Here is a 22,893-nt window from a genome sequence, read left to right as displayed (position 1 = left end):
GAAAGATCATCATTACAACTGAAATAAAGGTTAAACTAAAATTGATTAGCAATGAAAAAGATAAGCTTCTTAGTGGCAGCGGGCTTGCTGCTCACGTTTTTTGCCTTCACATTGATTAAAGCGACTGGCATACAGGGTAAGGTCAGTCCGCCTGATGGAGCTGTACAGGTGCTTGCCGTGACAGGAACAGATACCCTTAAAGCAGAAATCAGGAATGGTAGTTTTATGTTCAGCGGAATAAAACCGGCCACCTATACCTTATGGATAAAGGCCAAAGCGCCCTATAAAGATACATCAGTAGAGAACGTGGCCGTTATAGACAGCGCCGTAACAGATGTTGGCGAGATTAAGCTTCAGCAATAACTAAAGTTTATAGCATGATTTGGAGGGTATTTTATCCTCCATTTTTATTTATAAGGGTTTTTTTAAAAATAGCAGATTTTTAACACACAAAAGCGTAACTTTGCATCCCGACAGAAGAGTCGGGAGCTTTATACCCTGCAAGGGAAATCTCTGGACTATTCCGGTCTCAAAACTGCATTTTTTTATCCATAATACATTAGACTTTTTAAAGCCTTATGCCTAAAGACACCTCCATACGCTCAGTACTAATTATCGGATCGGGCCCTATCATCATTGGCCAAGCCTGCGAATTTGACTATTCGGGATCTCAAGCCGCCTTATCTTTAAAAGAAGAGGGAATTGAAGTTTCGATCATCAATTCAAATCCTGCAACCATCATGACCGACAAAGTGATTGGGGACCATGTTTATCTCTGGCCGCTAACGGTAGATTCTATTGAGCAGATTTTGCAGGAACGCAAAATTGATGCTGTACTGCCTACTATGGGTGGACAAACAGCGTTGAATCTTTGTATTGAAGCATCTGAACGGGGCATTTGGGAAAAATACGGTGTTAAAGTGATCGGTGTGGATGTTGCAGCAATCGAGAAAACTGAAAACCGGGAAGCTTTCCGCCAGTTAATGGTTGATATAGGTGTAGGGGTAGCTACTTCAAAAATTGCCAACTCTTTCCTGGAAGGTAAAGAAGCAGCCCAGGAAATTGGTTATCCATTGGTTATCCGCCCTTCTTATACATTGGGTGGTTATGGAGGTGGTTTCGTACACAAAAAAGAAGAATTTGACCAGGCTTTAAAACGCGGGCTTGAGGCTTCTCCTACCCATGAGGTACTGGTAGAGCAAGCCGTTTTAGGCTGGAAAGAATATGAACTGGAGTTGTTAAGGGACAGTAATGACAATGTGATCATTATCTGTTCTATTGAAAACTTCGATCCAATGGGTATCCATACAGGAGATTCCATCACCGTAGCACCGGCAATGACCTTGTCCGACCGTTGCTACCAGGATATGCGTAACCAGGCTATCCGCATGATGCGCGCCATCGGAAACTTCGCCGGAGGCTGTAATGTACAGTTCTCGGTAAATCCCGACAACGATGAGATCATTGCCATCGAGATCAACCCAAGGGTATCCCGCTCGTCGGCCCTGGCCAGTAAAGCAACAGGATATCCTATTGCCAAGATTGCGGCTAAACTGGCTATCGGGTATAACCTGGACGAACTGGAAAACCAGATTACAAAAACAACCTCGGCCTACTTTGAGCCTACTTTAGACTATGTAATCGTAAAAGTACCCCGCTGGAACTTTGATAAATTTAAAGGCGCCAATATGGAGCTGGGCCTGCAGATGAAATCGGTAGGTGAGGTGATGGCTATCGGCCGTACTTTTATCGAAGCCCTCCAAAAAGCTTGTCAGAGCTTAGAGATCAGCCGCGCAGGTCTGGGTGCAGATGGTAAGCACAAAAGAAACATCGACGAAATCATGTATGGCCTGGAGCATGCCAGCTGGAACAGGTTGTTCCTGATCAAGGATGCCATGAGTATGGGTGTGCCACTTGAGTCGATCCGTAAAGTTACCCGTATCGACAAATGGTTCCTGTCACAAATACAGGAATTGGTGCAGCTGGAAACAGAGCTGAAACGTTATTCACTAAATAATATTCCTAAAGACTTCTTCTTTACCCTAAAGCAGAAAGGTTTTTCTGATATCCAGATTGCCTATCTGCTGGGCAATGTAACCGAAGATGAAGTATACGAGCGCAGAAAGTCATTGGGCATCAAACGCGTTTACAAAATGGTGGATACCTGTGCTGCCGAGTTTGCTGCAAAAACACCTTACTATTACTCAACTTTTGAGGAAGAGAACGAATCTTTACCATCTGATAAAAAGAAAGTGATTGTACTTGGCTCTGGTCCTAACCGTATCGGGCAGGGTATAGAGTTCGACTATTCTTGTGTGCATGGTCTGCTTGCCGCCAAAGAAACCGGTTTCGAAGCCATCATGATCAACTGTAACCCAGAGACGGTATCTACCGACTTTAACATGGCCGATAAACTATATTTTGAACCGGTATTCTGGGAGCATGTACGAGAAATTATAGAATTGGAAAAACCAATAGGTGTAATTGTACAGCTAGGCGGACAAACGGCCTTAAAGATGGCCGAGAAGCTGCACGAGAATGGCATTAAGATTATCGGCACTTCTTATAACGACATGGATGTGGCCGAAGACAGGGGCCGTTTCTCAGACCTTTTAAAGGAACTTGATATTCCCTATCCAAAATATGGTGTTGCAGAAAATGCCGAAGAAGCAATAGTTGTAGCAAATGAAGTGGGTTATCCGGTATTGGTCAGACCAAGCTATGTATTGGGCGGACAGGGAATGAGCATCGTGATCAACGATGAAGACCTGGAAAAAGCGGTCGTGAAATTATTAGGAGACCTTCCCGGTAACCGTGTATTGATCGATCATTTCCTGGATAGGGCAGAAGAAACAGAGTCTGATTCGATCAGTGACGGGGAAGATGTACATATCGTTGGATTGATGGAACATATTGAGCCAGCTGGTATCCACTCCGGAGATTCCAGTGCGGTATTGCCTCCGTTCAGCTTATCTGAAAAGGTAATGAACGACATGGAAACTTACTCTAAAAAGATTGCAAGAGCACTGAATGTCATCGGCCTGTTGAACATCCAGTTTGCAGTTAAAGATGAAAAAGTATATGTGATTGAGGCCAATCCAAGGGCTTCCAGGACGGTTCCTTTCATTGCTAAAGCTTATGATGTGCCTTACATCAATATTGCCGCCAAGGTGATGCTGGGTGTAAATAAACTGAAAGACTTTACCATCGAGCGCAAACTGAAAGGTTATGCCATTAAAGAACCGGTATTCTCCTTCAACAAATTCCCTGAGGTAACTAAAGAATTAGGCCCGGAAATGAAATCGACCGGCGAGGCCATCAGGTTCATTAAAGACACCGAAGATCCTTACTTCAGAAAATTGATTAAAGATAAATCGATGTATTTGTCCAAGTAATATAGAAAGTCCCGAAAGGGACTTTTTTATTTTACAGGCCTTCGCCAATTTCCCCCTGAAATAAAAAATCCTCGTTACCTTACGATAACGAGGATAATCATCCCTATTGTTTGTTAAAATCCATAAATGAACGTTAACGATTGAATAAAGGCAATTAACAGGCCATTTTCAAAATACCTTTGTTCGATGGTGTAACTGTCTTATAACTAGATAGGTATGAAAAACAACAAAAGAAGTTTAATTACAATTTCGTGTAAATAAATCCCCGTACTGTAGAAATATGTGGTTTGTTTTCTACGCTTTAGCTGTTTATCCAAATAACTGGGAGAAAACATCTTCTATTTTGCTCACTGCGATCAACTCAATCTTATAACGTTCAACCACCAGCCCTTTCCTGTTGTAATTAGAAATAAAGATTCGTTCAAAACCAAGCTTTTCTGCTTCAGAAATGCGTTGTTCAATTCGGGTTACCGCCCTGATCTCGCCAGAAAGGCCAACTTCAGCAGCAAAGCATATTTTTGAAGAAATAAAAATATCCTCATGAGAAGAGATAATGGCCACCAGGATGGCCAGGTCAATAGCCGGGTCCTCTACCTTTATTCCGCCGGCAATATTTAAAAATACGTCTCTTGTGCTCAATCTGAACCCGCATCTTTTTTCCAGCACGGCAAGCAGCATGTTCATCCTTTTGGTATCGAAGCCATTTGAGGACCGCTGGGGGGTTCCATAGGCTGCTGCACTCACCAGGGCCTGTGTTTCAATCAACATTGGTCTGGCGCCCTCTAAAGTGGCCGATATGGCAATTCCGCTCAGCTCTTCATCCCGCTGGGAAAGCAGTATTTCTGATGGGTTGGAAACCTGCCTCAATCCGCTGCTGTGCATGGCATAGATCCCAAGCTCGGCTGCAGCACCAAACCTGTTTTTTATCGACCGCAATATCCGGTATACATGGTGCCTGTCGCCCTCAAATTGTAAAACGGTATCCACCATATGTTCCAGTATTTTGGGCCCAGCAATCGTTCCGTCCTTGGTAATGTGGCCTATTAGAAATACCGGGGTATCCGTCTCCTTTGCAAAACGCAGCAACTCGGCCGTACACTCCCTTACCTGCGACACGCTGCCCGGGGTAGATTCTATGTGTGCCGAATGCAGGGTCTGTATCGAATCGACAACCACAATATCGGGCTCAAGCTCCTCTATCTGTTTAAATATATTTTGTGTGGAAGTTTCTGTCAGGATGTAGCAATCTGCCATGGGCTGTACAGTGATCCGCTCTGCCCGCATTTTAATCTGCTGTTCACTTTCCTCTCCGGATACATACAAAATCTTTTTGCCCGAAATGTTTAAGGCCAGCTGCAGCATTAAAGTGGATTTGCCAATGCCAGGCTCACCGCCGATCAAAATAACAGAACCGGCAACAAGGCCCCCGCCCAAAACCCGGTCAAGCTCTGTATCGCCGGTCAAAATGCGTTCTTCGGTTATAGACTGGATATTGTCTACCTTGTTGGGCTTACTAACGCGCTGGGTACCGGTACTTGTTTTCCAGGTGGGCACTTTAGCAGCTGCTTTTTCAATAACCTCTTCCACAAAAGTATTCCACTCATTGCAGGATGGACATTTGCCCAGCCATTTTGCTGACTCGTATCCGCAGCTCTGGCAAAAATATGCTGATTTTGTTTTAGCCAATTTATTTAGTTTTAATGAACCATTTCGTAACCCTGAACCGGGCCCTCACTTTGTAATGCAACTTTCTCTTGCGATGTTCAGGAAGACACAATATAATGTAAGGGCTTACGAATTTAGCTTAAATTCCAGTAAAATCAGCTTGAAAACAAAACAGGCCTGATCTCTTTTTCGAAATCAGGCCTGTTGAACAACCGAAAAGGTATTATAATTTGATCTCTTCGTCCTTTGACGAAATAAAGTGGAATTCAGTAAGGTTATACGAAGGCACAGCTTTAATCTTTATGCGCTGTCCAAATTTAAAGAACCACTTCCACTGTAAAGAAATAAATCCTTTTTTAATGTAGGCTTCAATGTAAGGGTGCACACAAAGCGTAATATTTTTTTCGTTTTGCTCCTGCAAAATATAGGTCAGATTGTTTTCAATGTCATCCATCAAAACAATGCTTGCCTTAATTTCTCCCGTCCCGTCACAGGCCGGGCATTTCTCACTGGTCACAATGTTCATCTCCGGTCGTACACGCTGACGGGTGATCTGGACCAGCCCAAATTTACTTGGTGGCAATATGGTATGTTTGGCGCGGTCTAACTGCATCAGGTCCCTCAAATGGTCAAACAGCATTTTTCTGTTTGCCGGTTTGTGCATATCAATAAAATCGATCACCACAATACCACCCATATCACGCAAACGCAGCTGGCGGGCGATCTCTTTTGCCGCCTCTTTGTTTACCTGTAAGGCATTCTCTTCCTGATTTTCCTTGCTGGCCGTTCTGTTGCCGCTGTTTACGTCAATTACGTGCAAGGCTTCAGTATGCTCTACCACCAGGTAGGCACCACCAGCCAGGTTTACCGTTTTCCCAAAAGCATTTTTAATTTGCTTCTCAATCCCGAAGTGTTCAAATATAGGCTCTTTATGTCTGTACAGTTTTACAATCTTCTCCATTTCCGGAGAGATCTCATGTACATAAGAGCGGATATCCTCGAACAGATTGTTGTCGCTTACATATACATTCGTGAAATCGGTACTCAAAATATCACGGATCAGTGTCGAAGTCCGGTCCATTTCTCCCCAAACACGTTTAGAAGGCTCCGCATCGGGCAACTTCTTAATGAAGTTTTCCCATTTGGCTACCGAATCTAAAAGGTCTTTCTGAAGTTCGGCAACACCCTTGCCTTCTGATACCGTTCGGATGATCACGCCAAAATTCTTAGGTTTAATACTTTCAATAATCTTTTTAAGACGATTACGTTCAGTATTGCTCTTAATCTTTTTGGAAATAGAGATCACATTTGAGAAGGGCACCAATACAATATATCTTCCGGCAATCGAAAGATCAGAACTTAAACGGGGTCCTTTTGTTGAGATGGGCTCTTTAGCGATCTGGACAGGCAAAACGAGGTTCTTACTTACCACCTCTGATATTTTTCCTGCTTTGTTAATGTCACCCTCTAATTTGAAATTATCTAATAAAGTGCCGTTAACAGAGCCATTACGCTTGATTTTCGTAAGCTTTATTAAAGATTGTACTTGCGGACCAAGATCAAAGTAATGCAAAAAAGCATCCTTTTCATAACCAACATCAACAAACGCAGCATTTAGGCCCGGCATAATTTTCTTTATGCGGCCTAAATAAATGTCGCCTACAGCGTAATTGTTATTGATCTGCTCCTTATGGAGTTCTACAAGTTGTTTGTCTTCAACTAAAGCTATGGTTACTCCCGAAGGAGATGAATCTATAATTAGTTCCTTTACCAAAAGCTACAGATTTTAAGGTATAAATACCTTATTAACACATGGACAATAAAAAAAACATTACTGCCAACAACTAAAGGCTACGATCACAAATCCTAGCCTTTATGTTGAGCAATACTTTAAGAAAAATTATTTTTTCTTATGTCTGTTTTTTCTTAAACGTTTTTTGCGTTTGTGGGTAGCCATTTTATGTCTTTTTCTTTTTTTACCGCTCGGCATAATTTTAAATTTTAAATATTTTTATAAATCTGTTTATTAATTTTTACTTTTTAATGCTTTTACCTTATCGTCAATAAATTTTGATAAAGTTGCATTGCCCGCTAATTTCTTGCTCTTTAAATAGGCGTCAATAGCCTCTTCGTTCTTGCCCAGGTTCTCATAAGCTGTTCCCAGGTAAAAATAGGCGTCCGGTGAACGTTTTATGGCAATAATGTCGTTAAACCTGTTTACGGCCTTGTCAAACTGACCCGATTTCATCGCAAAAGTACCTAAGCTCATATTTGCTTTTAAATTCTTAGGATCTTTTTTAACCACATCCATCAGCATCGCTATACCCTGCATTGGCATGCCCATTCCATTAACAATGGTAATGCCTAGCCCGGTTTTTGCATCAGCACTGGCCGAATCTATTTTCACCGCATTGGTATAGGCCGTATGGGCCTTTTGTAACAATGCAGGTTGCAATAAACTATCGCGTGTGTTGTCAAATGCTTTTAAAAAACGTTCGCCTGTTGATAACCAGTGGTTTAATGTCGGCTCTTTCTCGGCCATCAGCTCTAAATACAGGGCGCTTGGAACAGCCTGTTCCACATCATCCCATTTTTGGGCCAACAGTTTTGCTGCTGCAGCTTTATTTGCCTCAGGAGCCGATTTATAGGTGTTTTCCAAAGCAGTTATTTCTGCGGCAAGGTTAGCACTCAATAGATTTTTACCGGTAACAGAAACCTCAGTTAAATTAATAGCCGCTGTCTCGGCAGGGGCCATCTGACCTCCGGCTGGAACAGCAGCTGTTGGGTCTTCTTTTGGCTTCACCAAACCTTTAATATCCCTCGTAAACAAAAATGCAATCAGCAAAACCATTGCGCCAATTAAAATAATTTGTCTGGAACGGATACTGTTTATCATGGCTATTAAGCTTCTACGCTAAGTTTTTTAGAGTTGTTTTTCACTTTGTCTACAAATACCTTTGCTGGTTTAAAGCTTGGAACAAAGTGCTCAGGGATGATGATTGCTGTGTTCTTAGAAATATTTCTTGCAGTTTTTTGTGCTCTCTTTTTTACAACAAAACTACCAAAACCTCTAACGTATACATTTTCTCCACCGATCATACTGTTTTTGATGACCTTGAAAAATGCCTCAACGGTTTCTTGTACATCTACCTTTTCAATTCCTGTTTTCGTTGATATTTCTGAAATAATATCTGCCTTAGTCATATTTTTTGTTTTATTAATTTACTGTGTGTTGTATATTATAAATGTTTTGGGGTTGCAAAAGTATTGCTTTTTAATGAGATAGGAAAATAAAAGATGATTTATTTGTCGTTTCTTCTATCACCCGATTGCAAGTTTTACTAAAATCAAATAATTACGCCGTATTTTTACGGGCATGAGTTTTCAATCCGAAATCGTAAACTGGTACTTAAACCATAAAAGGGACCTGCCCTGGCGGGGTACTACAGATGCATACATCATCTGGTTATCCGAAGTGATCCTGCAGCAAACCCGGGTAGACCAGGGCCTGCCCTATTTCAATAATTTTTTACAGAACTATCCAACTGTGCTCGACTTTGCCAGCGCCAGTGAAACACAGGTGCTTAAATTATGGCAGGGGCTTGGCTATTATTCCAGGGGCAGGAACATGCTTTTTACAGCCCGGCAGGTGCGCGACCTGCATGGTGGCGTTTTTCCGGTGCGCTATGATCAGCTCATTAAACTAAAAGGGATTGGCGAGTATACCGCCGCTGCCATTGCTTCTTTTTCTTCAAATGAATCAAAAGCAGTGCTCGATGGCAATGTGTTCCGTGTATTGTCCCGTTATTTCGGTATAGAAAGCCCCATAAACAGCAGCGCCGGTAAAAAACAGTTCGCAGACCTGGCCCAGTCACTCATCAGTGGTCAGCAGCCTTCAGTATACAATCAGGCCATTATGGAGTTCGGCGCATTGCAGTGCAAACCCAAATCTCCCAATTGTGGTATATGTCCGGTTCAGGACAGCTGTTTTGCTCAAAAGCATCATCTGGTCGGTACGCTTCCTGTAAAATTGAACAAACTGAAAAAACGTACCCGCTATTTCAACTATTTCCTGTGTATGGAAGGCGACAACATCCTGGTCAAAAAAAGGAGCCCTGGCGATATATGGCAGGAATTATATGATTTTCCACTCATCGAAACAGACCGGCCTTTTCTGGAAGATCCCGAAAAGTTTGCCCCTTTGTTACAGGAAAGCTTTGGCGCAGCTTGTAAAGTCAGGACTTTATCCCATCAAAAACATTTATTAACACACCAAACTATATATGTTCAATTTTTTGGTTTAGATAATTATATCATTAACTTTAATCAGAATGCAGAAATAAAATGGGTCTCATTGCCGGAATTCGACGAATTGCCGCAACCTAAAGTGATCACCAATTTTGTTTGTAAGCATTTTATTACATAGAAAAACCAAAATTCATGTCAGGTATTAACAAAGTTATTTTAGTCGGGCATTTAGGAAAAGATCCTGAAGTCAGACATTTGGACGGGGGGGTAACTGTAGCAAGTTTCCCACTGGCAACATCAGAGACCTATAACAAAGATGGCAAGCGCATAGAGCAAACAGAATGGCACAACATTGTTTTATGGAGGGGACTGGCAGAAGTTGCCTCTAAATATTTGCAAAAAGGCAAGCTGGTTTATATTGAAGGTAAACTGCGTACCCGATCTTTTGAAGACCGGGAAAAAATAAAGAAATACGTTACAGAAGTTGTAGTTGAAAACTTTACCATCCTGGGCAGGAAAAGTGATTTTGAACAAACACCGGTTAGTAGTGAGGGCACAACACCTAAAAGTGAAAGTGAGTATACCGATCTTACTGACCCATCCGGAGATTTACCTTTCTAAATAAAAAAGGGGTGTTTTTTTGAAAGCACCCCTTTTCTAAATTATTCTACGGTAACCGATTTGGCCAGGTTCCTTGGCTGGTCTACATTACAGCCTCTCAGCACCGCTATATGGTACGATAGCAATTGTAAAGGTATGGTAGCCAGTAAAGGCAAAAAGGCCTCACTTGCATCAGGTATCTCAATGCAGTAATCTGCCATTTTTCTAACCTCAACATCACCCTCGGTAACAATAGCAAGTACAATTCCTTTTCTGGCCTTTACTTCCTGTATGTTGCTGATTACCTTCTCATATGAAGAATTTTTAGTCGCAATCACCACCACCGGCATTTCCTCGTCAATTAAAGCAATAGGCCCGTGTTTCATCTCGGCCGCAGGATAACCCTCGGCATGGATATAAGAGATCTCTTTCAGCTTTAAAGCGCCTTCTAAAGCCACAGGGAAACCACTTCCCCTGCCCAGGAACAAACAGTTCCTCGAATCTTTAAATTTTTCGGAAATTTCCCTGATCATGCTGTCCGATTCCAGGGCCCGCTCAATCTTTGCCGGGATACAATCCAGTTCGGTCAGCAGTTCTACCAGTTTAGAATGGGTCAGCGTGCCTTTTTGCTGTGCCATGTAAAAGGCCATCAGGGTAAGTACCGTTACCTGGGCGGTAAAGGCCTTGGTAGATGCCACACCAATTTCCGGCCCGGCATGTGTATATACACCTGCATGGGTAAGCCTTGGTATAGAAGCCCCCACCACATTACATACCCCAAAAATTGTTGCCCCTTTTTCCTTGGCCATTTCAATTGCTGCCATGGTATCGGCCGTTTCACCCGATTGCGAAATGGCAATCACCACATCCTTCTCTGTAATGATCGGATTGCGGTACCTGAATTCCGAGGCATACTCCACTTCAACAGGGATGCGTGCATATTCTTCAATCAGGTACTCCCCAACCAAACCTGCATGCCAGGAAGTTCCGCAGGCTACAATGATGATCCGGTCTATGTTTTTCAGTTTATCTGCATACTCTTTAATGCCGCCCAGCTGAACCTTGCCCTCATTGGGATAAATCCGGCCGCGCATGCAGTCTCTTATGGAGCGCGACTGCTCAAAGATCTCTTTCAGCATAAAGTGCTCATAGCCGCCTTTTTCCAGCATCTCAAGCTTCAGCTCCAGTTCCTGGATATAAGGGCTCTGTACCACATTGTCAAGCCGTTTAATGAGCAGTTCATCGCGTTTCAGAAATGCAATCTCATTGTCGTTCAGGTAAATTACATTTTTAGTGTATTCTACAATCGGCGTAGCATCAGAAGCAATAAAATACTCCCCGTCGCCTACACCGATCACCATAGGGCTGCCTTTTCTGGCTGCAATCAGCTGCCCTGGCTGGTCTTCATCCATCACGACTATGGCATAAGCACCACTTACTTCGTTCAATGCCAGCCTAACCGCCTCTAAAAGGTCCGTATTGTCATTCTTATAAATCTCTTCTATCAGGTGTACCAGTACTTCTGTATCCGTATCACTTTTAAATTCATGGCCACGGGTCATCAGTTCTTCTTTCAGGGTGGCATAATTTTCAATGATCCCGTTATGGATAATGGTCAGTTTACCATTGTTTGAAGTATGGGGATGCGAGTTCCTGTCGGAGGGTGCACCATGCGTTGCCCATCGGGTATGCCCGATGCCAATGGTACCGTTTAGGTTTTTGCCGGCAGCAAAATTTTCCAGTTCCTGTACTTTTCCGGCTTTTTTATAAATGTTTAACCCCGTGTCATTGATCAGGGCAATACCGGCACTGTCATAGCCACGGTATTCCAGTCTTTTTAGTCCTTTAATAACAATGGGCCAGGCTTCTCTATGGCCGATGTAACCAACTATTCCACACATACAATAGGTTTATATTTTGTTGTAAATAAAAATCCCCCGAAAGTAATTATTCTCGGGGGATTTGACCACAAAATCAGGTGAAATTAATTTACCTGCGTGTAGTAAATATTTAATTTTAAGCTCTTTTCGCCTGTTGCACGCGGATATTTGAACTTGTTGATCACAGAGCGGGCAGCCGAGGTTACCGAAGGACTGATGTTAAATTCTGTTAAAGAACTTGGTGCCAAAAAGGTTCCATAGTCTTCCGTTTTTCCGTCCATTAAGTCCTGAATATAACTCGTTACCGTAAACAAATATCTTTTACGTACAGAGTCAAAATAACCACCAAATAATACCTCGCTGCCAAGCGCCCTTGGGTCGCCCGCATACTGTCCCTGTATGGCATTGTCATTATCAGGAATATTGGCACGTTGCGATGCAATGTCAAGTCTGTATAAAGAAAGTCTTTGTGCCGCGCTAAAAGGAAATACATCCGTCCCATCGTTCAGGTCAATCACCAGTTCCGCTTTATTGATGATGATCTTGGTATTGGGGTTGCCACCGTTCTCCGGTTTTTTTGCATTGGCCACAAAATTTTTCAGGTAAGGGAAAGAGATTTTATTCCTCAATCCACCCAGGGCCTGCAAATAAGTAATTGCATAAGGTGTAGCCGGGTTAGGTACATCCAGCTGGGTTTTAACCGGCGTACCCGTATAATCGTGCTTAATGGTCGCCGTTACTGGTCCGGTAGCCGTACCAATAGGGAAACTTGTCGCTACTGTGTCTGTTGCGGTAGTGGTTGTTGCATTTTGTCTTTTGTAGTATACCTCTATCTTGCCATCCGTTCCGCTCAGGTTAAAGAAGACGATCCCGCCTTTATCTGTCGTAGTGGCGGTCAGGTGCAGGCCTTTAAAAGCTTTAAAGAAGTTGGCCTGTTTGGATAAGGTAACCGAATCCAGGTTAATGATGTTGTTCTGGATAAAAGAATTATCCAGCTTGATCCGCATTTGTGGCACCACTGTTTTCAGCGTATCGGCTGCGCCGGCAACAATATCATAGATCTTTAATTTTGTATTGGGCTTAATCTTGCCGCTAAAAGTACCCAGTACGGTTGCAGCAGCAGGCCAGTCTTTATCTGTAGGGTACGATGTTTCTTTAGAGATGTCGTTCGTCAGCTGGTTTACCTTCACTGTGTAAACCGGTACAATGGTATCGCCATACAACTGGGTCGAATAAGGTAAAACAAGAACCGCCGAATCAATAACTGCGTTGGTGCCAAATTTATAGCCCGTACTTGGCAGGCCTACAGCCATGGCCACGGCCGCTTCCGATTTACCGAAAACAGGGTCTACCATTACCCCAAGCGGATGTCTGACCAGGCCAACGCCCGAAGCCACTTCATCTTTCAGGGTTTGTGAAGTCACCGTAGCCGAATCCATCAGCGTGCCTTTAATGGCATAATCAGGGTCAAGGTCCAAACCTATGGTATTGGAGTCTTTACAGGAAGCAAAAAGAAAAAGACCTATCAACAGGGTTAATAAGTCTTGTTTTGTAAATTTCATATATAATTTAATAATACCTGAGTTTATGCTATTGAAGCCAATTCTTCATTTGAAATCTCCTCGTATAAAGTGTAGAAGTTTTCAAAATTTTCGGTTAAATTATAAGCTAAAGTTGGTTTATTAGAATCTTTAACAAATTTTAACACATCGCTGCCAATATTTTCATCGGCCAGCACTACGGCGTCACTATAACTTACAGCACCTTTATGCAGGGTATCGCAATTTGCATTTTCGAACATCTTAGTGTCCTCAAGCGTCATTGCACTCATTACAGCCTTTTTATGCAGGTCGGCATTTAAAGTTTCTGTAAAGCAGTTCTCGTAAATAGAATACACTACTTTCGAGTTTTTAAAGGTAGGGTCGTTTTTATAGGTCGTTTTAATATATGCAGGCACCAGTGCCGTCATCCAGCCATGGCAGTGTACAATATCCGGGGCCCAGCCTAATTTCTTAACGGTTTCCAGTGCGCCTTTGCAAAAGAAGATCGTTCTCTCGTCATTGTCGGCATAAAACTTCTCTTCTTTATCCCTGAATACATGCTTGCGCTGAAAATAATCTTCATTGTCAAGAAAATAAACCTGCATGCGTGCAGCCGGAATAGAGGCCACCTTTATAATTAATGGGTTGTCATTGTCATCAATAATAATGTTCATTCCTGAAAGACGGATAACCTCGTGCAATCTGTTCCTTCTTTCGTTAATGTTCCCGAACCTCGGCATTAAAATGCGGATTTCAAATCCTTTATCCTGCATTGCCTGTGGTAGTTGACGGGTAATTTCAGAAATCTTTGTGAGTTCAAGGAAAGGCGACATCTCGTGTGTAACAATCAGTAGCTTCGTTTTTGCCATCTCCATATTCTAAATAAAAATTTATGTTAAAGAAAAGATTATCAAGGGGCAAAGGTAAGCAAAATAATAACATTTATCAATAATATACGCAAGATGTTTTGTTGGGAATGTATAATTAACCAACTTTGCCCCTTGAAATTTTACAGGCTGGTTTGAAAGTTATAAATACCATAGCGGCATTAAAGTCGCTGCTTGAACCAATAAAGTTGGCTCAACAGAAAATTGCCTTAGTGCCCACCATGGGCGCTTTGCATAAAGGACACGTATCGCTGATCAACATTGCACAGCAACAAGCTGATGTGGTGGTATGCAGTATTTTTGTAAACCCAACCCAGTTTACCGATCCCAAAGACCTCGAAAAATACCCCCGCCCCCTGGAGCACGACATGAAAATGCTGGAAGATGCCGGATGTAATGTGGTTTTTATGCCCTCGGTTACTGAAATGTACCCCCGGCCGGAAGTATGGCACATAGACCTTGGCCCTGCCGAATTCCTTTTGGAAGGCGCATTCCGTAAAGGTCATTACCAGGGCGTAACCCAAATCGTAAAAAAGCTTTTTGATGCCGTAAACCCCGATATTGCCTTTTTTGGCCAGAAAGATTTTCAGCAGGTGCTGATGATCAAAAATATGGTGGCTTATTTTAATATGCCTGTAGAGATCGTTTCCTGCCCCATCATCAGGGAAGAAGATGGTCTGGCCATGAGCTCACGCAACATCCACCTTACAGCAGCCGACCGGAAAAACGCGCTGGTCTTGAGCAGGGCATTAGGTTATGTACAGGATAATTTTACAGCACACAGTATTCCTGAACTGTTAAAAGAAGCAGGAAAAATGATCAGCAATACCCCCGGTGTAGTACTCGATTATTTTACCATTGCCAACGGCGAAACCCTGCTGCCCGAAGAAGATAAGACCCATCATCCTATTGTGGCGCTGGTTGCCGCCAGGGTTGGCCAAACCCGTCTTATTGATAATATGATACTGAACTGAAATAAGAAAAAACGCTTATTCATAAAATTAGCTAACTTTGCATCATGATTATCGAGATCTTAAAATCGAAAATACACCGTGTTAGAGTAACACAGGCAGAACTGAACTACGTTGGCAGCATTACTATAGATGAAGATCTGATGGATGCGGCCCAGATCATCCCGAACGAGAAAGTACAGATCGTAAACAACAATAACGGCGAACGCTTCGAAACTTATGTCATCAAGGGCGCACGTGGCAGTGGTACCATCTGTTTAAACGGTGCAACTGCCCGGAAAGTCCAGGTTGGCGATATCCTGATCATCATGTCTTACGGTTCCTTGCCCATAGAAGAAGCCAGAAAATACCACCCTATCCTTGTATTCCCCGACGATAACAATCACCTTTTAAAGTAGTATCGTTTTCGCTTTGTAAAATAATGTTATGCAGCCATAGTAATTTGCCCCGAAATTATATAAATTTGGCCTAACTTATTATTTTACAATATTATTATGCTATTTCAACTCAATGAAGAACAATTGATGATCCGGCAGGCTGCAAGGGATTTTGCGCAGACTGAACTTAAGCCCGGGGTTATCGAAAGAGATGAGCACCAGAAATTCCCTGCAGAACAGGTAAAAAAGCTTGGGGAACTGGGTTTTCTGGGGATGATGGTGTCTGAAAAATACAATGGCAGTGGCCTTGATGCCCTGTCGTACGTCCTGGTCATGGAAGAGCTTTCTAAGGTAGATGCCTCTGCTTCGGTGGTGGTATCTGTAAACAATTCCCTGGTGTGTTTCGGACTGGAAGCTTATGGCTCCGATTTTCAAAAAGAAAAATATTTAAAGCCCCTGGCTGCCGGTGAAAAGATCGGCGCCTTCTGCTTATCAGAACCCGAAGCAGGTTCTGATGCTACCTCACAACAAACCACAGCTGAAGATAAAGGCGATCACTACCTGTTAAACGGCACCAAAAACTGGATTACCAATGGCGGTACAGCTTCTACCTACCTGGTTATTGCACAAACTGATAAATCTTTAAGACATAAGGGGATCAATGCTTTTATTGTTGAAAAGGGCATGGAAGGTTTTACAGTAGGCCCCAAAGAAAACAAGATGGGCATCCGCGGTTCAGATACACATTCGCTGATGTTCAATGATGTGAAGGTGCCCAAAGAAAACCGTATTGGTGAAAATGGCTTTGGCTTTAAGTTTGCCATGAAAACCCTTGAAGGTGGCCGCATAGGCATTGCCGCCCAGGCCCTGGGTATTGCTGCAGGTGCGTACGAACTTGCCCTGGACTATGCAAAACAACGTAAGGCCTTCGGTAAACCTATTGCTGAACATCAGGCCATTGCCTTTAAACTGGCCGATATGGCTACGCAGATAGAAGCTGCCCGTTTACTGGTTTATAAAGCGGCATGGTTAAAAGATCAGGGGCAACCTTATACACTAGCCGGCTCTATGGCCAAACTTTATGCTTCTAAAGTGGCTATGGAAGTAACTGTAGAGGCTGTCCAGATCCATGGCGGTTATGGTTTTGTGAAGGAATATCATGTGGAGCGCTTAATGCGCGATGCAAAAATTACACAGATTTATGAAGGAACTTCAGAGATCCAGAAAATGGTGATCTCGAGGGAGATCATCCGGTAAAGTATTTTGGAGGTTCAGCTAAAAACAAAATTACCATTCTCTTCGTACGCGGATTTACTCGGAGCTTTTTATTTTGAGTTGTTGTCTCGTAGAGCTCCTTTCAGTCGGTTTTTAAGGCGCGAAAAGCGCATAAAAATAATGCTCCTCTGAGAAGGTAATTTTGTTTTTAAACGCCGAATTTTTAAGCGTTTAATCTTTATCTGTTTCCATCACCGCGTTAAATATCGCTTTGATCAGTGCCACAACAATGGCCAGGAAGGCTGCCGACCAGAAGCCCGAAGTGTTAAATCCGGTCATCATTTTATCGACCAGCAGGATCATCAGTACGGTAATGATAAATGAAACCAGGCCAAGGGTTAAAAAATTAACCGGAAAGGTAAGCAACCTTAAAATAAAGCCAAGGGTTGCATTAACCAGGGCAATCAGCACGGCAGCAATAATAGCCGATCCGTAGCCATCTACCTGCACACCTGGTACAATGTATGCACCAATCAGTACAGCCAGGCCCATCAATAAAATTTCTACAATCAGTCTCATAATGTTTAATTTAGCGGTATGGTTAAAAATTCTGTTAAGTTGTCAGTCGCTTTTTGTGCGCTGATGGCATTGTTTGCCTGTTCATCTGCAAATAATAAGCCACTTTTAATTGGTTTTAACACCGATAGTACCGCTATTGTTTTTAACCAGATTGAACAGAGCGGCTTACTGGAACTGCAGCAGCTGCAAGCCGGAGATTCTACTTTTAACAACCTGGTATCTGTTTTACAAACGCCTTCTGAAAAAGACAGCACAATTAAAGAAACCCCGGTTGAAGGCCATTTTACCGTTACCGACAGCAACCTGGTCTTTATCCCCATCTCGTCTTTTGTAAAGGGAAGAGATTACCTGGTGATTACCCATCTGAATGCGAAGTTTGGCAATATGAAAGATTTGCTGAGCGGAGAATTGAAAAATAGGGTAAGGCCAGTGCAGAAACTGTTGCGCAGATAAGGACATGTCCTCACATCGTACACACATTATTCACACTTTGTTCACAAAAAGGTACCTGTTTGTGGGTTTGGTGTGAAGGATGGGTGAATAATGTGTGAAGAACGGCTTTCTTTGTGAACAAGAGAACTCATTGTATTCTAGCATTTTTAGTTTTTAAAAATATTTCTTACATTTGCACAGTAATAGAGGTAAGAGGGGGCAGAAGTCCCCTCTTTTCTGTTATTGGCAAATTGGTTATGCAGGTAGAAAAAAGAGTTACAGAATTGGTTGAGGAGAAGATTTCGGACAGGCCGGAATTGTTTTTAGTTGAAGTAAAGATGTTGCCAAACAACAAACTTATTATTCATGTTGATGGCGATGAGGGGATCAGTATTCAGGATTGCGCCGCCATCAGCAGGCATGTAGGTTTTCATTTGGAAGAGGAAAATACGATAGAAAAAGCATATAACCTGGAAGTATCTTCACCTGGTGTTGGCGAGCCTTTAAAGCTGAAAAGACAATACCTTAAAAATGTTGGCCGCGAACTAAGCATTAAGCTGGATGGAGGCGAAGTAAAAGAAGGTAAATTGCTTGCTGCAGATGAACAAGGCATAACCATCGAGGCAAAAATAAAAGAAAAAGGCAAAAAAGTCCAGCTGGTGGAAACCAGGATAGACTTTAATAAAATAATAGAAACAAAGGTTTTAATTTCATTTAAATAAAAATGAGCAATATTAATTTAATCGATTCATTTCAAGAGTTTAAAGACTTCAAGAACATCGACCGTCCTACAGTGATCAGTGTGCTGGAAGAGGTATTTCGCAGTATGCTGCGCAAAAAATATGGTACTGATGAGAATTGTGACGTAATTGTTAACCCGGATAACGGTGATTTGGAAATCTGGCGTACCAGAAAAGTGATGGAGGATGGTTTTTCTGAGGATGACGATCTGGAAATTGAACTTGCAGAGGTAAAACAACTGGATCCGGATATGGAAGTTGGCGACGACTACATTGAGCAGATCACTTTGGAAAGCTTTGGCCGCAGGGCGATTTTAGCTGCCCGTCAGACCCTGGTTTCTAAAGTTCTGGAACTGGAGAAAGACGAGATCTTTAAAAAATATAAAGACAGGGTTGGTGAGATTGTGACCGGTGAGGTTTACCAGGTATGGAAAAAAGAAACCCTGGTTCTGGATGATGAAGGCAACGAGCTGATGATGCCTAAAACAGAGCAGATACCAGCCGATTATTTCAAAAAAGGCGATACTGTACGTGCAGTGATCCTGAAGGTGGATATGGTAAATGCTACACCTAAGATTATCATTTCGAGGATTGCACCTGAATTTTTACAGCGCCTGTTTGAAATTGAGGTTCCTGAGATCTTTGATGGTCTGATCACCATTAAAAAGATTGTTCGTGAGCCAGGCGAAAGAGCTAAGGTTGCGGTAGAATCTTACGATGACAGGATTGATCCGGTGGGTGCCTGTGTAGGTATGAAAGGTTCGCGTATCCATGGGATCGTAAGAGAGCTGAAAAACGAGAATATTGACGTAATTAACTTTACCAATAACATTTCACTATACATCACAAGGGCTTTGAGCCCGGCCAAGATCACTTCTATTAAATTAGATGATGAAACCAAACATGCTTCGGTTTACCTGAAGCCTGACCAGGTTTCACTGGCCATAGGCCGTGGTGGGCATAACATTAAACTGGCCGGTAAATTGACCGGTTATGAAATTGATGTATACCGTGAAGCAGGTGAAGAAGACGAAGATGTGGACATCGAAGAATTCTCGGATGAAATCGATAGCTGGATCATTGATGAACTGAAAGCGATAGGCTGTGATACGGCAAAAAGTGTGCTGGCACTTTCTGTAGACGAATTGGTTAAACGTACCGATTTAGAGGAAGAAACCATCAAAGAAGTGATGAGTATTTTAAAATCAGAATTTGAATAATACAAAAACTCCCCGCTACAGATGAAATAAACAAGAATAAACGTTACTTTTGTATAAGAATTAAAGAAAAAATAGGATATCAATGTCAGACGACAAACCAATAATTTTATTTAAAGCAGTTAAGGAACTTAACGTAGGAATTGCTACGGCCGTTGAGTTTTTAGAAAAGAAAGGCTTTTCTGTTGAGAATAAACCCACTACTAAGCTCTCCCGCGACATGTATAATGCATTGTTGAAAGAGTTTCAGGGCGATAAGATCGTAAAAGAAGAAGCCAATCAGATTGTTATTGGTAAAATTCGTCGTGATGAGCCTGAAGTAACTGAGAAAGTTACGGAAGCACCTAGAAAAAATGTTGAATTTGAAAACGAAGGGATTTTAGTTAAAAACCTTCATTCTTATACTCCTCCTGCTGCAGAAAAGCCTAAAGAAGAGGCTCCTGCCCCTGTTGAAAAACCGGAAGAAAAAGTGGATGAAGGTGCTTTCCCTGGTGTAAAAATAGTAGGAAAGATCAACCTTGATGATTTAAATGCCAAAACACGCCCTGTTAAGAAGGAGGAAACGCCTGAACCGGAACCTAAAGCTGAAGCAGCCCTTGCTCCGGTCGCTCCGGTTGAAAAGGCGCCTGAGCCGGTTAAGGAAGTAGAGAAGCCGGTTGAACAGCCTGTTGCAGAAATAAAACCTGAACCTGTTAAGCCTGTGGAAACACCAAAAGCCGAGGAGCAGCCTAAACCGGTTGCAGAGGCACCGGTGGTAAAAACTCCTGAACCACCAGCAGCACCTAAAGTGGCTCCTGAGCCACCTAAAGTGGAAAAACCTGAAGAAAACGAGGTAATCAAAGCCCGCTCCGTAAAACTTTCGGGCCCAAATATTATTGGTAAGATTACTTTGCCGGTAACTCCCGACCGTAAATCTCAGCCTGTAGCATCTTCTGGTGAGAGTGCAGATGCAAAAAGAAAGCGTAAGCGCAAAAAAACACCTGGAGGACATCCTGGTCAGGCTGGTCAGCACGGACAGCAAGGTAGCAACCAGCATGGTGGTCAGCAAAGCCCGCAACAGGGCGGACAGCCAGGTGCGGCTAAACCTGCACCAACATTTGGCAACAGACCTGATTTCAGGAACAACACCAACAATACAGCCAACAGGCCTAATTTCAGGAACAATAAGCCGGGAGCACCGGCTGGCGGACCTAAAGAAGAGCCTACGGAAAAAGAAATACAGGACCAGATCAAAGCAACGCTTGCCCGTTTAAGCGGGGCTGGTAAATCGGGTAAATTCGCACAGCGTGCCAAACTGCGCCGCCAGAAACGTGACGATGTGGCTATGTCGGCCGATGAGGCTGCAATGGAGCAGGAATTACAATCGCGTGTACTTAAAGTAACCGAGTTTGTAACTGCAAATGAACTGGCTACGATGATGGATGAACCGGTTACAAAAATTATCGCGACTTGTATGAGTCTGGGTATGTTTGTTTCCATCAACCAACGTCTGGATGCTGAAACATTAACCATTGTTGCAGATGAGTTTGGTTACGAAATCCAGTTTGTTAAACCGGATGATGAAAGCGATATCCTGATTGAAGAAGAGGATTCAGAAGAAGATTTATTACCAAGGGCTCCGGTTGTAACCATTATGGGACACGTGGATCATGGTAAAACATCTTTGCTGGATTATATTCGTAAAGCAAATGTGGTAGCCGGTGAGGCGGGTGGTATTACCCAGCACATCGGTGCATATATGGTAACTACCTCTACAGGTAAAAAAGTAACTTTCCTGGATACACCGGGTCACGAGGCCTTTACGGCGATGCGTGCCAGGGGTGCCAAGGTAGCAGATATTGCCATTATTGTTGTTGCTGCGGATGATGCGGTGATGCCTCAGACCAAAGAGGCCATCAACCATGCACAGGCTGCAGGTGTGCCATTGGTATTTGCCTTTACAAAAATTGATAAACCGGGTGCAAACTCCGATAAAATACGGGAACAGCTCTCGATCATGAATATTCTGGTTGAGGATTGGGGCGGAAACTTCCAGTCGCAGGAAATTTCGGGTAAGAGTGGTTTGAATGTAGACCTGCTTTTAGAAAAAGTTTTACTGGAAGCAGAATTGCTGGATCTTAAAGCAAATCCAAACAAGCGTGCCACAGGTAGTGTAATTGAAGCTACACTGGATAAAGGACGTGGTATTGTAACTACAGTACTTGTTCAGGCGGGTACACTTAAAGTAGGAGACCCGATCCTTGCAGGTAGTTATAGCGGCCGTGTAAAAGCGCTGTTTAACGAACGTGGACAGAAGGTTGATAAGGCAGGACCATCGGTACCGGTACAGGTATTGGGTATGCAGGGTGCACCTACTGCGGGCGACAGGTTCAACGCACTGGAAAGTGAAGTTGAAGCCAGAGAGATTGCAAACAAGCGTTTACAATTGATGCGTGAGCAGGGGCTTCGTACCCAGAAACACATTACTTTGGATGAGATTGGCCGTCGTTTGGCTATCGGTAACTTTAAAGAGCTGAACCTGATTGTTAAAGGTGATGTGGATGGTTCTATCGAGGCTTTATCAGATTCATTACTGAAGCTGTCTACTCCGGAGATACAGATCAATATCATTGGTAAGGCTGTAGGTCAGATCTCAGAATCTGATGTATTGCTGGCATCTGCTTCTGATGCGATCATTGTTGGTTTCCAGGTACGTCCTTCTCCGGGAGCACGTAAACTGGCCGAGGCTGAACAGATCGACATCCGTTTGTATTCTATCATCTACGATGCGATCAATGAGATCAAAGCAGCAATGGAAGGTATGCTTGCGCCTGAGTTTGAAGAGAAGATCACAGCTAACGTAGAGATCAGGGAAACCTTCAAGATCACCAAAGTGGGTACCATTGCAGGATGTATGGTGCTGGATGGTACAATTACACGGAACAGCAAGATCCGTATCGTAAGGGATGGTGTGGTGATCTACACCGGTGAGCTGGCTTCACTGAAACGTTATAAAGATGATGTGAAAGAAGTTTCAAGAGGTTACGAGTGCGGATTAAACATCCAGAACTTCAATAATATTGAAGTAGGCGACATTGTGGAAGCTTACGAGCAGGTGGAAGTGAAAAGGAAATTGTAATACTTTAAAAACAGCATATAAAGGCGCT

General features: G+C 42.9%; 19 protein-coding genes. 11 read left to right on the top strand and 8 right to left on the bottom strand.

Features of this window, described 5'->3' with window-relative positions:
* The first annotated feature begins 51 nt into the window (after positions 1-51).
* Entirely contained in the window at positions 52-363 is a 312-nt protein-coding gene (locus tag HDC92_RS03385; RefSeq protein ID WP_012780302.1) for a carboxypeptidase regulatory-like domain-containing protein, read from the top strand.
* A gap of 215 nt (positions 364-578) precedes the next feature.
* The gene (gene carB, locus HDC92_RS03380) at positions 579-3,395 is read left to right on the top strand and encodes a carbamoyl-phosphate synthase large subunit (protein ID WP_183872340.1); all 2,817 of its coding nucleotides are present in this window, start codon (positions 579-581) and stop codon (positions 3,393-3,395) included.
* A gap of 309 nt (positions 3,396-3,704) precedes the next feature.
* Here the strand turns inward: carB and radA are convergent, their stop codons facing one another.
* The 4 genes from radA to HDC92_RS03360 form a co-directional block, all read right to left on the bottom strand.
* Positions 3,705-5,081, bottom strand: a complete 1,377-nt coding sequence (gene radA / locus HDC92_RS03375) for a DNA repair protein RadA (protein ID WP_183872338.1) — start codon at positions 5,079-5,081, stop codon at positions 3,705-3,707.
* 202 nt (positions 5,082-5,283) lie between these two features.
* Positions 5,284-6,834 (bottom strand): ribonuclease E/G, encoded by a 1,551-nt coding sequence (locus HDC92_RS03370; RefSeq protein ID WP_012780305.1) that lies wholly within the window; start codon positions 6,832-6,834, stop codon positions 5,284-5,286.
* Positions 6,835-7,086: 252 nt separating this feature from the next.
* Positions 7,087-7,956 carry a tetratricopeptide repeat protein gene (locus tag HDC92_RS03365; protein ID WP_183872335.1) on the bottom strand — a complete coding sequence of 290 codons (870 nt, stop codon included), beginning with the start codon at positions 7,954-7,956 and terminating at the stop codon, positions 7,087-7,089.
* Between the two features lie 5 nt (positions 7,957-7,961).
* On the bottom strand, positions 7,962-8,264 hold the full coding sequence (locus tag HDC92_RS03360) for an HU family DNA-binding protein (protein ID WP_012780307.1): 303 nt from the start codon (positions 8,262-8,264) through the stop codon (positions 7,962-7,964).
* 172 nt (positions 8,265-8,436) lie between these two features.
* Here HDC92_RS03360 and mutY point away from each other — a divergent pair, with 172 nt between their 5' ends.
* Complete coding sequence (gene mutY / locus HDC92_RS03355) at positions 8,437-9,486, top strand: A/G-specific adenine glycosylase (protein ID WP_183872333.1); 1,050 nt, start codon at positions 8,437-8,439, stop codon at positions 9,484-9,486.
* Positions 9,487-9,500: 14 nt separating this feature from the next.
* On the top strand, positions 9,501-9,929 hold the full coding sequence (locus HDC92_RS03350) for a single-stranded DNA-binding protein (protein WP_183872331.1): 429 nt from the start codon (positions 9,501-9,503) through the stop codon (positions 9,927-9,929).
* A 41-nt stretch (positions 9,930-9,970) separates the two neighbouring features.
* Here HDC92_RS03350 and glmS read toward each other — a convergent pair whose 3' ends face one another.
* The 3 genes from glmS to HDC92_RS03335 all read right to left on the bottom strand — a co-directional run bounded on the left by glmS (position 9,971) and on the right by HDC92_RS03335 (position 14,198).
* On the bottom strand, positions 9,971-11,809 hold the full coding sequence (gene glmS, locus HDC92_RS03345) for a glutamine--fructose-6-phosphate transaminase (isomerizing) (protein ID WP_012780310.1): 1,839 nt from the start codon (positions 11,807-11,809) through the stop codon (positions 9,971-9,973).
* Positions 11,810-11,892: 83 nt separating this feature from the next.
* Positions 11,893-13,350 carry a DUF4270 domain-containing protein gene (locus tag HDC92_RS03340; protein WP_012780311.1) on the bottom strand — a complete coding sequence of 486 codons (1,458 nt, stop codon included), beginning with the start codon at positions 13,348-13,350 and terminating at the stop codon, positions 11,893-11,895.
* A gap of 23 nt (positions 13,351-13,373) precedes the next feature.
* Positions 13,374-14,198: a glycogen/starch synthase gene (locus HDC92_RS03335; RefSeq protein ID WP_036675367.1), complete on the bottom strand. Its 825-nt coding sequence runs from the start codon at positions 14,196-14,198 to the stop codon at positions 13,374-13,376.
* Between the two features lie 152 nt (positions 14,199-14,350).
* On the opposite strand from HDC92_RS03335, the gene panC reads away from it, so the two are divergent.
* The 3 genes from panC (at position 14,351) to HDC92_RS03320 (ending at position 16,821) form a co-directional block, all read left to right on the top strand.
* Positions 14,351-15,190: a pantoate--beta-alanine ligase gene (gene panC / locus HDC92_RS03330; RefSeq protein WP_012780313.1), complete on the top strand. Its 840-nt coding sequence runs from the start codon at positions 14,351-14,353 to the stop codon at positions 15,188-15,190.
* A gap of 44 nt (positions 15,191-15,234) precedes the next feature.
* A complete protein-coding gene (gene panD / locus HDC92_RS03325; RefSeq protein ID WP_012780314.1) occupies positions 15,235-15,585 on the top strand; it encodes an aspartate 1-decarboxylase in 351 nt (116 codons plus the stop codon).
* A gap of 96 nt (positions 15,586-15,681) precedes the next feature.
* The gene (locus HDC92_RS03320; protein ID WP_183872329.1) at positions 15,682-16,821 is read left to right on the top strand and encodes an acyl-CoA dehydrogenase; all 1,140 of its coding nucleotides are present in this window, start codon (positions 15,682-15,684) and stop codon (positions 16,819-16,821) included.
* A gap of 189 nt (positions 16,822-17,010) precedes the next feature.
* Here the strand turns inward: HDC92_RS03320 and HDC92_RS03315 are convergent, their stop codons facing one another.
* Positions 17,011-17,358, bottom strand: a complete 348-nt coding sequence (locus HDC92_RS03315) for a phage holin family protein (RefSeq protein ID WP_183872327.1) — start codon at positions 17,356-17,358, stop codon at positions 17,011-17,013.
* 18 nt (positions 17,359-17,376) lie between these two features.
* Here HDC92_RS03315 and HDC92_RS03310 point away from each other — a divergent pair, with 18 nt between their 5' ends.
* From HDC92_RS03310 to infB, 4 genes are all read left to right on the top strand, one after another.
* Positions 17,377-17,811: a hypothetical protein gene (locus HDC92_RS03310; protein WP_183872325.1), complete on the top strand. Its 435-nt coding sequence runs from the start codon at positions 17,377-17,379 to the stop codon at positions 17,809-17,811.
* Positions 17,812-18,047: 236 nt separating this feature from the next.
* Positions 18,048-18,512 carry a ribosome assembly cofactor RimP gene (rimP, locus tag HDC92_RS03305; RefSeq protein WP_183872323.1) on the top strand — a complete coding sequence of 155 codons (465 nt, stop codon included), beginning with the start codon at positions 18,048-18,050 and terminating at the stop codon, positions 18,510-18,512.
* Between the two features lie 2 nt (positions 18,513-18,514).
* A complete protein-coding gene (gene nusA / locus HDC92_RS03300) occupies positions 18,515-19,750 on the top strand; it encodes a transcription termination factor NusA (protein WP_012780319.1) in 1,236 nt (411 codons plus the stop codon).
* Between the two features lie 82 nt (positions 19,751-19,832).
* A complete protein-coding gene (gene infB / locus HDC92_RS03295; RefSeq protein ID WP_183872321.1) occupies positions 19,833-22,865 on the top strand; it encodes a translation initiation factor IF-2 in 3,033 nt (1,010 codons plus the stop codon).
* Positions 22,866-22,893 lie beyond the last annotated feature (28 nt).

It is taken from the genome of Pedobacter sp. AK017 (assembly GCF_014200825.1).
Lineage (GTDB): Bacteria > Bacteroidota > Bacteroidia > Sphingobacteriales > Sphingobacteriaceae > Pedobacter > Pedobacter heparinus.
Note: the sequence above shows the minus strand (reverse complement) of the source record. Positions and strands in the feature narration are given on the sequence as shown.